The sequence below is a fragment of the Psychrobacter sp. CoH-33_TS_01 genome, assembly GCF_058189395.1.
The window spans coordinates 177,486-192,773 of sequence record NZ_JBVGQI010000003.1; the positions used below are offsets into that span (position 1 = coordinate 177,486).

A 15,288-nucleotide genomic window follows, 5' to 3' on the forward strand; every position below is an offset into this window, starting at 1 on the left:
TAAGCCTGGCCTCACTACGACATTTTTTAGCGCCAGATCTATTTTTATTGACCAGTATTTTTATTTATCGGTATTTTCAATTGTTAATTTATAGGCATTCGTGGTTTGCGAAGGCCTTAACCCCCTTCATCAAGGAGTGATGAGATGACCAACAACGCTAGCACAACACCGTCTAAAATAGCCTTTATCGGACTCGGTAACATGGGCGCTCCCATGGCTAAAAACTTACTTAAACATGGTTTTGACGTGACCGTATTTGATTTATCAGACACCGCTTTAGCCACCCTTAGTGAAGCCGGTGCTAAAACGGCCACATCGCCATTACAGGCTGCTGAGCAGGCTGAAGTAGTCATCACTATGCTACCGGCTGGCAAGCATGTGAAAAGTGTGTATTTAGGCGATGGTGGCGACGATAAGGGGCTATTAGCCGCCCTACCTAAAGGTACTTTAGTGATTGATAGCAGTACTATTGCTGCCGCTGATGCTAGAGTAGTAGCGCAAGCCGCTAGTGAGCATGGCGTGGCGTTTTTAGATGCGCCAGTCTCTGGTGGTACGGCAGGAGCCGCGGCGGGTACCTTAACCTTTATCGTGGGTGGAGATGCTGAGGTATTTGAGCGTGCGAAGCCTATTTTAGCGGTTATGGGCAAAAATATTTTTCATGCCGGCGATCACGGCGCAGGACAGGTTGCCAAAATCTGTAATAACATGCTGCTTGGTATCTTGATGAGTGGTACGGCGGAAGCGCTCAACCTAGGGGTCAAAAATGGCTTAGACCCAGCCGTGCTGTCTGACATCATGCTACAAAGCTCAGGGCGCAACTGGACGCTCGAGGTCTATAACCCTTATCCTAATGTCATAGAGAGCGTGCCGGCTAGCAAAGGCTACGCTGGGGGCTTTATGAGCGCGCACATGCATAAAGATTTGCACCTAGCGCTACAAACTGCGGCAGATACAGGAGTAGAGGTGCCGATGGGCAGCCAAGCTACTGAGTTGTACGATGGCCATGTAGAAAATTATGCAGAACAAGATTTCTCCAGCATCATTGGCCATTACGCTCCTGATTTGCTAGCTGATGTTAAATCATAGCGTCAATGCGCTGTTAAACCCTATACCATATAAGCGTTAATTTTAAGCCTATTAGCAGGGTCGGCAAATGCTGTATTTCTACCCTATCTAAAGCAAAAAAAGCACTCAATCGAGTGCTTTTTTATTGCCGGTCATAAAGGTAAAGACACAAGGCAGACCTAGATTGTCTTAAACCGGTAAGTCAGCGTTACTCACTTTGCAGGTCGTATACCAAGGCTTGAATGTCTGCAGCGGCTTCTTGTAGACGTGGCACATAAGCTAATAAATCATCAAGGGAGACTCGTACCGTAGGCGCATGCACGTATAGCGAGGCCAAGTAGCGTCCCTTTTTATCGGTAATAGGGACAGAGACGGCTACCATTTCAGAAATAAACTCTTCGTTATCAATACCAATGCCAGTTTCTGCAATCTTATCAAGCTCGATGTTTAGCTTATCAATATCGATAATAGTATTTTTGGTAAATTTAACTAAGGGTAAGTTATTAAGCATTTTGCTACGACTGCGTGGGGACAATTGGCTCAGATAGAGCTTACCTGTGGCCGTACACCACATGGGAGACTTGGCGCCGATGGGTAGGTATATCTGTAGCGGTAACTCAGTCTGAGCGCGATTACTGTAGACCATATCCATATCATGCGGCACACCAATACCACAAGTCTCTTTAATGTCATGGACGAGCTTTTGCAAAATGACTTGGCGCTCAGTAGAAAACTGCCGCTGTTGCCAGAGCTCGACACTGAGGTTACGCACCCGTTTACCAGCGATAATACCACCTGTGATATCCACAGCCACAAAGCCTTCATCCACCAGCTGTTGAATCAGTCTGTGAATGGTCGGTTTAGGGATTTCCAATTGCTGGGCCAACTCAAGCGGAGTCAACGGCTTAGGAGCATAGGAGACCGCTTCAATAATTTGCAGAACTCGAGTGATCGAAGAGACTTTTGGCATGATTAGGACTCAATACTTGATAAATTGCGAAATAATATAACGGATTAACACCAATGACACCATTATACAATAATGAGAAGGACAAGAGAGATTGTCAGCAACAATAGATTATTCTTCATTCATACAGCTGTTGATAAGCTTGTTTTCTTTCTAACACCATTCTAAATCTCAAACAGGTAACGCGTAAAATAAGCCGATAATCTGACGCAGTTATGTTAGTAACGTAAACCATAATGTAACACGAAGTTACAAGTTTGCGAACTGTCGCTGTTTTATTACAAGATATACGTAATGGTTACACAATGGCAAATAAACTCTATGGGTTAAGGGGGTGACATTTGTGTCAAAAATTGTTTTAATCTGCCCAACAAAATGATTGATTATGTCTAATTAATGTTCTGAAGCTGAGAGCTTGTTAATCATTTTAGGGCCTGTTTATTTTTTGGAGAAGTATATGAAACTTATTAAATTATCTGCTATCGCTGTTGCTGTTGCCGCCTCTACTGCTGCTATGGCTGCTGAACCTGTAGTGCTTGTTGATGCTGACGACGTAATGGTTGCTCAACCTGTAGTTGTAGCTCAACCTGTAGCGACTGGCTATCAATATGATGCTGACGCTGGTCTTATCCGCAACACTACTGGTGCTGTTGTTGGTACTACTCGCACTTTGTTTGACACTGTAACTCATCCAGCAGCTGTAAGCGCTGAAGTAGGTACTTTAGGTTATGGCGCAAACATCGCTTGGGGCCTTAACGACAAAACTGAACTACAAGCCGGTTGGGCTGGTGGCGACGTAGCTGACCTATTTGGCGGCGACTTTGACGCAAACGACGTAAACTACGAAGTTGATTCAGATTTCAGCAACCCATACATGGGTGTACAATTACGTCCTGCAGGCAACTGGTTCACTATGGGCGCTGGTATCATCGTTCCTGACAACAGCATCGATGTAACTGCTAACCCTACTGGCGATACTAACGCTGTTTATAAAGTTGACGGCGTTGAGTATGATGCAGCTGAAGTTGGTGCATTAACAGGTTCTGTCGATCATCGCAACAAACTAGCTCCTTATGGTACTATCGGCTTCCGTCCAAACATCAATAACCATTGGGGTGTATTCGGCGAGATTGGTGCTGCATATCTAGGTAAGACTAGTGCTACAGTTAATGCAGAAAAAGGTAATAGCCTTGTGACTTCTGAAGATGGTATCACTACTGCCAATGACGTTGCTAAGAAAGCTCAGCAAGAACTTGAATCAAAAGATTACCTAGAGTGGTTACCAATCGTTAAAGTTGGTGCTACTTACCGCTTCTAAGCATTGCTAATATATTAAGCACTGCTAGTAGTCATAAAAAAACGTCCTTCGGGGCGTTTTTTTTCGTCTATAACTTTTGTCTCTAATTGCTGTCTATAAAGCTTTGCAAGGATAGGCTGTTAGCAGAGTATGTTCTAGCAAGCGGCTTATTAATAACAGGTTTAAGATACACTGACAAGTCGGGAGTATGGTGAGAGATAAATATAGTAATCGCTATTATCTACATGCATTGGCAGTGAGAGCTTGATGCAGCTATGGTTTTCTCCAATTAATGATGCCTCTGTCATAGGAATAGGGTAGGCCGTTTGAGAGCTATAAGGTGTCAGGATAGTAAGCAGCTCAGGGATATAAGCTGCTAAGGATCGGCCAAGCGTTGGAATTAACTGGCCTTGCTCGATTTTGACGATACACTCTTTAATTTGCCATAGATACCGGCAAAGTACTTGTCTTAAATCGGGCGCAATACCCTCTAACAGCGCTAACTCGTCTGAATGATAAAAACGCTGCACCGTCTGCCAACGCACTTCACTTAATTCGAGATCAATACCACAAGGCCGGCTAGCGTTTAAGACTACTGCGACATAATCGTGCGAATGGGTGAAACATAGATAGTCGCCATGCTGTTTTAAGTGATAGGGAAACTGACTCTCATCAATCTCATCAACCCGGTTTATCTGCATTAAGAGCTGTTGGCATAATGCTCTGACTGCCAGTCTTTGAGCGGCTAACGGCGTCTTATTAGTGGCTGGTGACTCTGCCACTAAGACCTGCGCAATACCACACCAGCACTCTGCGTCTAATTGCACGAAGCTAGGGTTAATTAAGGTAGGTTGGGCGAACGCAGCAGTTGGCATAATGACTATTACTATCTTATAAAATGTAAGAGTGAAAGGAGTGTTGCAAATAGGGTAGAGCAGGTATGTATAGCCATTGACGACGGCTACTCAGCATAAAAAAACCCCAGTTAGATATTAATACCTTAACTGGGGTTTATGCGCTAGTTTAACCTTACTGGTTTAAACTAAAGGTCTAACTTAGTAAGACAATTCAGCGCGACGGTTTTGCTGATAAGACTGTTCGTTGTTACCCGTAGCGATAGGACGCTCTTCGCCATAGCTGATTACTTGCACGTTACCACCAGTCACGCCTTGAGACGCAAGGTAAGTACGCACAGCTTGGGCACGACGCTCGCCTAGAGCCATGTTATATTCACGGCTGCCACGCTCATCAGTGTGACCCGCTACTAGCACGCTAGCAGAAGGGTTGCTGGCTAATAGGGCAGCATGCTGGTTCAGAACAGCGGCGGCTTCGCTGCTGATATCGCTGCGATCGAAGTCAAAATAGACAGTCGCTTGGATGTTTTGTGCAGCATCTATGATAGCGCCTGAGTTGCTAACGATAGCACCACCCGTGTATAGGCCTTGGCCACCTGGGATACCTAGCGGGGCGACGACGACTTCTGAAGTACCTGTGCGCTTATTAGCACAACCAGTAGCGAATACTACAGAGCTGGCTAGCACAGCAAAGGCGGCTACTTTAGTAGCTTGCTTAGAGGTTTGGCGGATAGATGACAAGGCAGATAACATATAAAGCTCCTAAACTTCCGGTGAGGAAGCGCGTTGTTGTTGCAATATGGGTCCAATAAAATGGGTAGCAATTACGACGTAATATCATTATTAATTGTCGCCGTACTGCAATGATAAGCATAGTAAATCTAATGTTACGTTATGTAAGTAGCATTACTGTAAATGATGACAAAGTTGGCTTTGCTTTACAAGCTTTTTCACCAACAATCATCGTTTTAACATACCTGAGCAGTCTTTATATCTTTGTTTACTCAGACGATTTCAGCACTCTCTGACTAAAATATTAGCAATAAATTAATCAAAAATAAGTGCGCTTTACCACCGGTATTTTCCCCAGTTTTCTGGGTTGGCCCAATAATGTGCGTTGAGCCAATGTGGTCGTGGCTTATAGTCAAATAGATTGAACTGCCAAGCCCTGAGCTGGTGTAGCTGGCCTTGAGTAGCAGCGTTGGCTGTCTTAGGTTGATCCGTAGTGGTGCTAACCGCATCGAGCGGTGAGCCGTCCAGATGTACAAAGCCATAAGCGACTAAGTCTATCGAATCGGCTAACACGATAAGCGTATACTCGGCATAGAGGTCGCGGCTGTGCATCAATGTTGCTAGATAAGTTTTAAATTCGGCATCCCTGAGAGAGGGCAACCAGAAGCAAATCAGCTCGTAACGCTCTGTTGGGGGCGATTGGCTGAGCATGTCTATATTAATCAGCTCTACGTCTTGATCTTTAAGCTCAGTCTGCGCCTGGGCGTAATCTGCACTTTCGGTGACCCATAATACTTTACGTTTTGCTGCTGCCTGAGCGTCGATTGATGCGGTAGTGGTCCCTTGAGTACTCGGCGCCTTAGTGTCTAACAATAAGCCGTCGATATAATGCTCAAACTGTACTAATAAGCTTGGAGAGGCAGGCGTAGTGGCGTTATCTTGAGAGGTGGTCATAAAGTACAGATTCCAAATAAGAGCGTTGGTAGCGAATTTTGTGGGCAGACCCCTTGAAATTTACGCAGTTGCGCCAACTATTATAGGGGGTATAAGCTTATTATAGCGACCCTGATTAAATATTTATAATAGCTAAAATAAGGCTTAAAGTTAGCATGCTGGCATAAGTTTACGCCACAAATGTACTTTAGCAGACCGACCTTTTTTCGCCTAGCGTCTGTGTGGCCTTTTCTAAATTTAGGCCGTTATTTAGGCCCTATTGTTTACAGCACTAGCTTGCGTGCCTATTACCTACTGTATTTCTATTTTTACTGTTTTCATCATTTTTTTGCTTAGCCCTATTTCATTACTACTGTTTTACTAATAATGTATTTATAAATACTGCTGCCATTACCTAATAAAGGATCCCGCTTATGTCTGAGGCCATTAACGATACCCCCATCATCGACGCCAACATGGCAGATGTGCCGCCAACCAATCCGGCCACGCCTCCGACTAAGATATTCTTAAAAGATTATCAGCCGCCAAGCTATGACGTTGATACCGTGTATTTGGATATTAAGTTATTCGACGACCATGCCATTGTGGCCAGTACGTTGCAAATGACCCGCCAAGCTGCTGGCGCCTTGACATTACACGGTCAGGATATGGAGCTATTGGCGATTAGCGTCAATGGTGAGCCATTAACTAGCAGTGCTTATGATTTGGATGCCGAGCATCTCACTATCCACGACACGCCTGATGCCGTTACTCTACAGACGCAAGTCAAGATTCTGCCGCATACGAATACAGCGCTAGAGGGTTTATATATTGCGGGTGAGGGTGCGGAGACGATGTTCGTCACCCAATGTGAGCCAGAAGGTTTCCGTAAAATCACTTTTTACCCTGACCGTCCCGATGTGCTAGCGACTTTTACTACGCGTCTAGAAGCGGATAAGCGTTTTCCGACCTTGCTAGGTAACGGTAACTTGGTGGAGAGCGGTGAAGTAGCCGGCGAGACGAACCGCCACTATGCGATCTGGGAAGACCCGACCAATAAGCCCAGCTATTTATTCGCCTGTGTAATCGCCGATCTTGATGTGCTGACCGATCATTATACGACCTCTGAAGGTCGTGAAGTGTTGCTCGAGCTCTATGCAAAAACCAGCGATATTGATAAATGTCACGTGGGCATGCAAGCGCTAAAAGATGCTATGCAATGGGATGAAGACAATTATGGCCGTGCCTACGATTTAGACCGTTATATGATTGTTGCGGTCAGCCAGTTCAATATGGGGGCGATGGAGAATAAGGGGCTAAATATCTTTAATACGTCCTGTGTGCTGTCTAGCCCAGATACCACCACCGATGAGCGCAGCTTTAATGTGAAAGCCGTCATCGCCCATGAATACTTCCATAACTGGACTGGCAACCGAATTACTTGCCGTGATTGGTTCCAATTGTGCTTAAAAGAAGGCTTCACGGTCTTCCGCGATCAGTCTTTTTCTGCCGATCAGCAGTCCGCCGCAGTGCAACGTATTGACGATGTCTCCATGCTACGGGCGCATCAGTTTAGTGAAGATGCGGGGCCGCTAGCGCATCCCGTGCGTCCAGAGAGCTTTGCTGAGATTAATAACTTCTATACCACCACGATATACGAGAAGGGCGCAGAAATCGTTCGTATGATTGCCAATACCTTGGGCGCAGAGCGCTTCCGTCAAGGTAGCGACGAGTATTTCCGCCGTTATGATGGCCAAGCTGTGACGGTAGAGGACTTCTTGTCCGCCATGAGTGTCACTGATATCAGCGTTGAGCCTTTCCTAGCGTGGTATCGTCAGCCAGGCACGCCTGTGGTCTCTGGCAGCTATGATTATGATAGTGCAGCGCAAACCTTAACCATTACGTTAGGGCAGTCTACTCGCCACGTTGCCGGCTTTGATGCGCCCAAGCCGCTGCCTATTCCCGTAGCGACCGCGCTGTTTGATCGCGACAGTGGCGCGATTATCGCAGAGCGGATGTTGTTATTAGATTCGGCAGAGCAGAGCTATATCTTTGAAAATATTGCGACGGGTAATGGGGAAGCGCCAGTTATCTCATTACTACGAGACTTTAGTGCGCCCGTACAGTTGCAGTTTGATTATAGCGATGATGATTTAGCGTTCTTAATGACGCATGAGACCAATGGCTTTAACCGTTGGCAGGCGACGCAAGTATTGGTGAATAAAATCTTGCTACAGGATAAGCCCGCAGAGCGTTATCTGGAAGCGTTATCAGCCACTTTGCCGACCTTGATTGCTGACGACCCTATGCTAGCCGCGCGTCTGTTTGATATCCCATCACAGCGTGAACTGGCGACAGCTATCAGCCAGGATTATGATCCTACAGTGATGAAGCAAAAACGCGAAGGGCTATATCAACAAGTGGCGACTCATTTACAAGCGCAGTGGAGTGAGTGGTACCAAGCGCTACCGCTTACGGAGTTTGTGGATTCACCGACTGCCCGTGGCCAGCGTGCTTTGAGAAACGTCATTTTAGATATGGCACTAACGGCAGATATTGTGGAAGCCCAGGATTGGGCAGTGCACCAGTATACTCACGCTAGCTGCATGACCGAACGTTTGGGTGCGCTCAAAGCGTTGGTCAATCATAACCATCCAGAGGCAGCCAATACTTTGGCGGATTTCTATCAGCGTTTTAATGACGAAGACTTGGTTATCGACTTATGGTTCAGTGTGCAAGCTTCAGCAGAAGAGGTGACGGTTGCTGAGGTGGCGGCGCTACTGGACCATGCAGACTTCGATTGGGGCACGCCGAACCGTGTGCGTGCGGTCATCGGTGCCTTTGCCGCTCAGCCTGAAGTATTGTGGACGACTGAAGGTCTGCAACTGTATACGAATGTCGTGGCAAAGTTAGATAAGCCCAACCCTGTATTGGCCTCGCGTTTACTGCAAGTGCTAGCACGTTGGTATACGCTAGTGCCTGAGCGTAAAGCGATAGCGCATGAGCAACTGCTCACCCTGCGTGATAAAGCCACCTCTAAGCATGTATTAGAGAGCCTAGGCAACGTGTTAAGTGCGGAAGGTTAGTATCTAGAAGTTAGGACAATAAAAAGCCCATCGATATGATGGGCTTTTTAGTTTTAAAAGTTTGGGCTAGGGTCTAACCCTATTAACGATTGGCAATCACGTCTTTAATTTCGTCACGTAGGTTATGTAGGGCAGCGACTGTGCTTTCCCAGTCTAAGCAACCGTCTGTAATCGATTTGCCGTACTCTAAGTCATCAAGGTTTGCCGTTAGACTCTGACTGCCCCCTTTTAGATGACTTTCAATCATTAAGCCGATAATAGACTTATTGCCGTTTCTGATTTGCTCAGCGACATTTTTAATGACCATAGGCTGTAAGTAAGGGTCTTTACCCGAGTTGGCATGGCTGGTATCAATCATAATCTTGCCGCTGGTTTTGCCTTTCGCCAATTCATTCTCAGCTTGAGCTACCGCCGTTTCGTCATAGTTAGGACCATCAGAGCCACCACGTAACACTACGTGCGCGTATGGGTTGCCCTTAGACTTGATGATAGACACTTTGCCATCCGCAGATAGCCCTAAGAAGCTATGACCTGCTTTTACGGCCTGCATAGCATTCACAGCGACTGTCATACCGCCATCCGTACCGTTTTTAAAGCCTACTGGGCAAGATAGGCCCGAGCTCATCTCACGGTGAGTTTGGCTTTCTGTAGTACGCGCGCCGATAGCAGACCAGCTGATCAAATCTTGCATGTACTGCGGCGTATTCGGATCTAGCGCTTCAGTAGCACACGGCAAGCCTTTTTCATTTAGGTCTAGTAGTAGCTTACGCGCCATCCGCAGACCTTTTTGAATATCAAAACTGTCATTCATGTCCGGATCGTTGATTAAGCCTTTCCAACCCACGGTCGTACGTGGCTTTTCAAAATACACGCGCATGACGACAAAGATAGTGTCGTCGATTTCTTTGGCCAAAGTCGCTAAACGGTCCGCATATTCGTGGGCGGCCTCCACATCGTGGATAGAGCAAGGACCAATGACAATAAATAAGCGCTTGTCTTTGCCATCCAAGATGTTTTGGATAGTGGTACGGCCATGCAACACGGTATTATAGGCGGCCTCCGATAAGGGGAGCTCAGTCTTCAGTTCAGCGGGCGTGACTAATGGGATAAATTCTTCAATATTCACGTCATCAATATCTGCGTTGTTAGTGGCTGGTGTCATCATGATCGTCATTCTACTAGCTATTAAATGGAATCATTTATTATGCTGCCTAAATGCACAGATGACAAGGGCACTCCTGAGTTTATTGACTCATATAAGGAATGTGAAAACGAAAAATTTGTTATACTTCAATCTTTGCAAGCCCAGTACTGATTTGACTTTATGCCAAATTGGGCCTAGATGATAGCGGGGCTATGCTACGGTAAGATTACAAAGAACTAATAACTAGATTCAAAAAAACCAATACTCTAACTAAAAAAGCTATTGAGTAAATTTTAATTGTTATAGATGAGAGGCTTATGACACATTCTACCCCTATTACCGTAAATACTCGTACTGAGCCCTTAGTCATCGGTATCGTAGCCGGCGAAGTGTCAGGGGATAGCCTCGGTGCCGATTTCATGGCACAGATGAATAATTTGGTGGCAGATATCGTGTGGGTAGGGGTTGGTGGTGCCAAGATGCAAGCGCAAGGGCTGCAGAGTATCTTTCCTTTAGAGCGTCTGGCGGTGATGGGTCTGGTCGAGGTTATGTCGCAGTTGCCTGACTTATTAAAAGCCCGCCGTGAGTTATTAACGGCATTTAGAAAGTCTAATATAGACTTATTTATTGGCATAGATGCGCCAGATTTTAACCTAAGGGTCGCTAAAAAGCTCAAGCCTAAGGGCATATTCTGTGTGCAGTATGTCAGCCCCTCTATCTGGGCATGGCGCGAATCGCGTATTAAGGGGATTAAAGAGGCCACCGATTTAGTCTTGTGCTTATTCCCCTTTGAGCTACCGGTATATAAGAAACACAATCATCCGGCTATTTGTGTGGGGCATCCGCTATTGCATACAATCCCTGCCGAGCTGCATGACACCCCAACCCTAGAGTTGCGCAGTGCTTTGGTTTGGCACAATAACGGCCTGCAGCAGTACTTTATTGAGCGTTATGACGAGGTCAGTCAGCTTATCTGTGTGATGCCAGGCTCGCGACGGGGCGAGATTAACGCTATTTTGCCGTTGATGTTAGAGGGTATGGAAAAGCTGCTATTGGTCGATGCAAAACTATGCTTTATCGTACCTACTGTCGATCAAAACCATCAATATATCGTGCAAGACCTGATTGATCAACATTCGCCGCAGCTGCGTGAGGCGGTCACGGTAGTGTATGACCAAGATCAACCTAATTTCAGTCAGCAAGCGATGGCAGCCTCTGACATTATTCTACTTGCATCCGGCACAGCGACTTTAGAAGCCATGCTGCTTGAGCGGCCTATGGTAGTGATTTATCAGATGAATAAGCTCACTTATAAAGTGGTCAGCCGTATGCTAAAAGTCCCTTATGTGTCCTTGCCTAATATCTTAGCGGGTGAAGAAATCGTCCCCGAGCTGATTCAAGAGCAAGCGACGGCTGAGAGTATCTGCCGTACCGTGACCCAATTGCTGCAAGTGCGGGCGTATAAAGCGCAGCAGGAGGCTCTCATTGCTACTAAAACTGATATGCAAGCGCAAAGTAATCAACAGCCTGCTCATACGGTCATTGAATATTGGCTTGCCCAGCAGCATCGTTAGTTTTATGAAAAAGGCACTCGGTTGGTCAGAAGTTCCTTTTTTATTCTTATTTGACTGCCTACTTACTCATTAACTCACGACCCATTAACCCAAAAGATATTGTTATGACTACTAGCTCCCCTGTGTCCGCTAATCCGCAGTCCATCCTACAAGACGTTCAGCAAGTGGTTGTTAAAGGCCAATATGTCAACCTTGAAGCGCCCATCCGATTAACCGGCTCGTTAAATGTCGCCGAATTGCTTAGCGATATCAATAAGCTAGCGACTGGTCACACAGAGTCAGCTGATATAGTGCTGCAAATCGGGGTGGATGAAGCGGGGCGGGGGCCCCTGTTGGGCGATGTGGTGGTAGCAGCGGCTATCTTGCCTAGCGCTTGGTCTGGTGAAATCGAAGACCAACCTTTGCAGGACACAGCATTGGCCATCTTAACCGACTCCAAAAAGCTTAGTGAAAACAAACGCGACTTACTGTATCCGTTAATCCAGCAGCAAGCATTAGGTTATGTGGTGGCGGAAGTACCGGCTATAGTGATTGACCAGGTCAATATTTTGCAAGCGACCATGCTAGGCATGCAGCTTTGTACCGAGCAATTGCTGCAAAGTGTGGTGTTTGAGGTGCAAAGGGCAGGCGTGCAAGGGGCCGGGGAGAATGGCAATTTATTGGATGCCGCTAGACTGAAAGTCGAGTTATTGTTCGATGGCAATCGTTGCCCTGAGTTTGATTTTGCTCGGTTTGCAGAACTAGGTCTGCATCGTAAGCAGATTGATTTGCAAGCTTGGGTGAAAGGCGACGGTCGCCATACCAGTATTGCCGCCGCCAGTGTGTTGGCTAAAGTAGGCAGAGATTTGGGTATGTATGAAATGGCGAAGCGGTATCCACAGTTTGGTATTGAGCAGCATAAAGGCTACCCTACTAAAGCGCATTTAGCGGCTATTGCTGAGCATGGGGTTTTGCCGGCTCATCGCCGTAGTTTTGGGCCTGTTCGACGGGCTTTGGAAGGTTGAATCCATCCCCAACCCTTCCTTTAAGAAAGGAAGGGAGCAATCTTTAATAAAATGGTAGATAATTTTAGACCTATTTATTCTATCAACCCTTTTTAAAGAGCTGTTTTTCCCAAAAACTTCTCATCCAACCAAGTATTCATAAACACATTGTGCGGGTCGTAGCGCTCACGCAATGCCAGAAACTTTGGTAAGTCTGGGTACAGCGCAGCTATCTCGTCACGGCTCAATTTATTCACCTTGCCCCAATGCGGTCGTCCCTGCCATTTTGCCATCGTGGTTTTTACCCAATTAAAAAACGGCTCGCTATCGATACCCTTATAGACATGAAAGGAGAGGGCAATGCTGTCTTGCCCTTGTGTCGGGCTAAGAAACCCCCTTTCCGCTTTATGCGAACGGACCTCGATAGGGAAATGCGAGCCTTTGGTATCTTCTAATAAAGCATCATTTATCTCAGTAATACAACGCTCAAAATCGCTCATTTTAATAAAGTACTCTGACTCATTAAAGACTACGCCCCGCGGTTTGGGAAAGACCTCATAACTATAGCCTTCGCGAACCGTATTAGGGATATTATTCGACGAGAGTTGACTGACTTGACGAGTATATTTAGGGTTCTTTCGAGCGACCTCGGAGATTAGGTAGAAGGCCCCATTTAACACCACCTTGCTTTCGATACCATCTTTAAACTTCTGCCAGCCACTCATGGGCTGCGGTGGAATCATGGTGAGGGTTTTCTGTTGTAGCTTATTGGTACCTGGGAATAAGAACCACTCCATATGACGGTGTGCCTGCGTGGCTTGATGAAACTGCGCCAACCCTTCGTCAAAGCTATAGACTGCGCTTTCCTCACGCAGCCCAAATATGTCCACCACCTTCAGCGTCAGACGGGTGAAAATACCCAGCATGCCCATGCTAATATGCAGCGCTTGCGATAGATCATCATGCGTAGGTTCTTTAGCACGGCGATGACTGCGTAGCGTCCCTGTACCATCGACCCATTCCCAAGCAACCACTTGGCTTGATACCGAGCCGAGGGTAATGCCCGTACCATGCGTGCCCGTACTAATAGAGCCTGCAATGGTTTGATTTTGGATATCGCCCATATTCTCTAGCGCAAAGCCATGCTCGCGTAGCATTTCGCCTATCTCATGCAGGTAAGTGCCGGCAAAGACGGTGACTTCTTTTGCTCCTTTATCGACTGCATCAATACCGCGCAGATGGTGCAATGTCACTGCTATCTCTTCCGGTCGCGCACAACCACTAAAAGAGTGGGCGGCTCCTGTGACCCGTACCCGTTTATTCTCTTGCACTGCCGTCTTGACGATAGCTTGCAGCGCTTCAATAGAGTCCGGTGCCAGTTTCTGCTCAGGGATGGCGGTGACATAGCCGGTCCAATTCTGCCACTGGGTATTACCTTGCCATTCGCTTAATGAAAACATTGGCCCGCTCCTCGGTAAGTTAGCATAGTGCCGCAAGCTTTATTATCACGGTAGGTAATGAGCTCATTAAAATGCTCGCAAAGTTCGCCCGCCTTGGCATGACGACACCAGACATAATCGCCGATAGCCACGGTCTGTTTACCTGTGATTTGCATTGGCGTTTGTACTTCACCGAAGCCTTCATCTTTTAGCATAGCTAGGTTATCGGGATAAAGCACTTGCGGCAATTTATCCGCTCCCAGAGAGCCAGAAGCGATAAAACCGCCACCGTGACAGGTAATTACATTGGGCTCAGGTTGGCGCGTAACGGGTAACACAAACCCTGCTGCTGGCGAGAAGTCCTGCATACTGTCCATATGGCTAAATAATGCCGGATAATAATACGCCGACCCTACAGTAATCTCGGTCACTTCAGGCTGGGCGCAGGTAAAGGCCATACTGCCGCTACCACCACCATTGATGATATTTAAGTCATAGCCTTGTTTTTTTAACCAGTCAGCGACTTTGGGCCGGCGAGTACTGACTTGTTTTTTTGAAAGCGATTTTAGGGTACGAATGGCAGGAGCAAGTAGGGCTTTATCCGGTAAGGTTTCAGGTAAACCCGCAATTTGCGCTTCATAACCCATCATTGCGGTAACTTTTGCATGGGTAAATTTCTTCGTTTGTTTCAGCAGTTTTTTCACATCGCTTACCTTAAATAAGGCTGAGCGTTTAGTGCCAAAATACAGCTTAGGCAGCGGCATCGACATATTAATATCGAGACATAGAGAGAGTTCGGTATCGTGAGCGCGTCCGATATCTTCTAAGACTTGCCAGTGCTCGAGACTATCCACCATCCAAACCATCGTCGCGCCATTTTGGACAAAAGGAATGGTCTTGGCGATAGCGTTGCGATCAAAGCTGGGGTAAGCGCACAGAATGTTATCAAAGCCTTGCTCAAGCAGGTAGACAGACTCGCTAGCAGAAAAGCTCATTAAGCCTATAAAATTCGGGGTCTGCGCTTCGATATATTTAAGTATCTCAAGAGAGCGTACTGACTTAGTGGCAATGCGTAGATTCACGGCTTGCGTCATGGCATTAACGCGCTGAATGTTGGCATCTAGAGCGTCTAAGTCTAGCCACGCAGAGGGGGCATAGGGTGGGGTAATGTTTTGAAAGTCCATCTGGGCAAAATCCATTTTGCTTCCTTATTT

Annotated in this window: 12 protein-coding genes; 5 read left to right on the forward strand and 7 right to left on the reverse strand. The window is 46.6% G+C overall.

Annotated features, from left to right (window positions below; all coding sequences use genetic code 11):
* The first annotated feature begins 144 nt into the window (after positions 1–144).
* On the forward strand, positions 145–1,086 hold the full coding sequence (mmsB, locus tag ACZ2XM_RS06680; protein WP_490587623.1) for a 3-hydroxyisobutyrate dehydrogenase: 942 nt from the start codon (positions 145–147) through the stop codon (positions 1,084–1,086).
* A 187-nt stretch (positions 1,087–1,273) separates the two neighbouring features.
* On the opposite strand, the gene ACZ2XM_RS06685 is transcribed toward mmsB, so the two are convergent.
* Positions 1,274–2,035, reverse strand: coding sequence for an IclR family transcriptional regulator (locus ACZ2XM_RS06685; RefSeq protein WP_490587624.1), 762 nt, complete (start codon positions 2,033–2,035; stop codon positions 1,274–1,276).
* Between the two features lie 454 nt (positions 2,036–2,489).
* Here ACZ2XM_RS06685 and ACZ2XM_RS06690 point away from each other — a divergent pair, with 454 nt between their 5' ends.
* Positions 2,490–3,350, forward strand: coding sequence for a hypothetical protein (locus ACZ2XM_RS06690; protein ID WP_490587625.1), 861 nt, complete (start codon positions 2,490–2,492; stop codon positions 3,348–3,350).
* Positions 3,351–3,511: 161 nt separating this feature from the next.
* Here the strand turns inward: ACZ2XM_RS06690 and ACZ2XM_RS06695 are convergent, their stop codons facing one another.
* The 3 genes from ACZ2XM_RS06695 to ACZ2XM_RS06705 form a co-directional block, all read right to left on the reverse strand.
* A complete protein-coding gene (locus ACZ2XM_RS06695) occupies positions 3,512–4,204 on the reverse strand; it encodes a 4'-phosphopantetheinyl transferase family protein (protein ID WP_490587626.1) in 693 nt (230 codons plus the stop codon).
* A 180-nt stretch (positions 4,205–4,384) separates the two neighbouring features.
* Complete coding sequence (pal, locus tag ACZ2XM_RS06700) at positions 4,385–4,936, reverse strand: peptidoglycan-associated lipoprotein Pal (protein WP_490587627.1); 552 nt, start codon at positions 4,934–4,936, stop codon at positions 4,385–4,387.
* Positions 4,937–5,251: 315 nt separating this feature from the next.
* Complete coding sequence (locus tag ACZ2XM_RS06705) at positions 5,252–5,869, reverse strand: DUF6231 family protein (RefSeq protein WP_490587628.1); 618 nt, start codon at positions 5,867–5,869, stop codon at positions 5,252–5,254.
* Between the two features lie 455 nt (positions 5,870–6,324).
* Here ACZ2XM_RS06705 and pepN point away from each other — a divergent pair, with 455 nt between their 5' ends.
* Positions 6,325–8,934 (forward strand): aminopeptidase N, encoded by a 2,610-nt coding sequence (gene pepN, locus ACZ2XM_RS06710; RefSeq protein ID WP_490587858.1) that lies wholly within the window; start codon positions 6,325–6,327, stop codon positions 8,932–8,934.
* 82 nt (positions 8,935–9,016) lie between these two features.
* On the opposite strand, the gene ACZ2XM_RS06715 is transcribed toward pepN, so the two are convergent.
* Positions 9,017–10,099, reverse strand: coding sequence for a 3-deoxy-7-phosphoheptulonate synthase (locus tag ACZ2XM_RS06715; RefSeq protein ID WP_490587629.1), 1,083 nt, complete (start codon positions 10,097–10,099; stop codon positions 9,017–9,019).
* Between the two features lie 296 nt (positions 10,100–10,395).
* Between ACZ2XM_RS06715 and lpxB the strand changes: the two genes are divergently transcribed.
* Both lpxB and rnhB read left to right on the forward strand, forming a co-directional pair.
* A complete protein-coding gene (lpxB, locus tag ACZ2XM_RS06720; RefSeq protein ID WP_490587630.1) occupies positions 10,396–11,652 on the forward strand; it encodes a lipid-A-disaccharide synthase in 1,257 nt (418 codons plus the stop codon).
* Positions 11,653–11,756: 104 nt separating this feature from the next.
* Complete coding sequence (gene rnhB, locus ACZ2XM_RS06725; RefSeq protein WP_490587631.1) at positions 11,757–12,656, forward strand: ribonuclease HII; 900 nt, start codon at positions 11,757–11,759, stop codon at positions 12,654–12,656.
* Between the two features lie 92 nt (positions 12,657–12,748).
* Here the strand turns inward: rnhB and ACZ2XM_RS06730 are convergent, their stop codons facing one another.
* The gene (locus tag ACZ2XM_RS06730; RefSeq protein WP_490587632.1) at positions 12,749–14,095 is read right to left on the reverse strand and encodes a D-arabinono-1,4-lactone oxidase; all 1,347 of its coding nucleotides are present in this window, start codon (positions 14,093–14,095) and stop codon (positions 12,749–12,751) included.
* Positions 14,083–15,273, reverse strand: a complete 1,191-nt coding sequence (locus ACZ2XM_RS06735; RefSeq protein ID WP_490587633.1) for an alanine racemase — start codon at positions 15,271–15,273, stop codon at positions 14,083–14,085. The genes ACZ2XM_RS06730 and ACZ2XM_RS06735 overlap by 13 nt, the downstream gene beginning before the upstream one ends.
* Positions 15,274–15,288 lie beyond the last annotated feature (15 nt).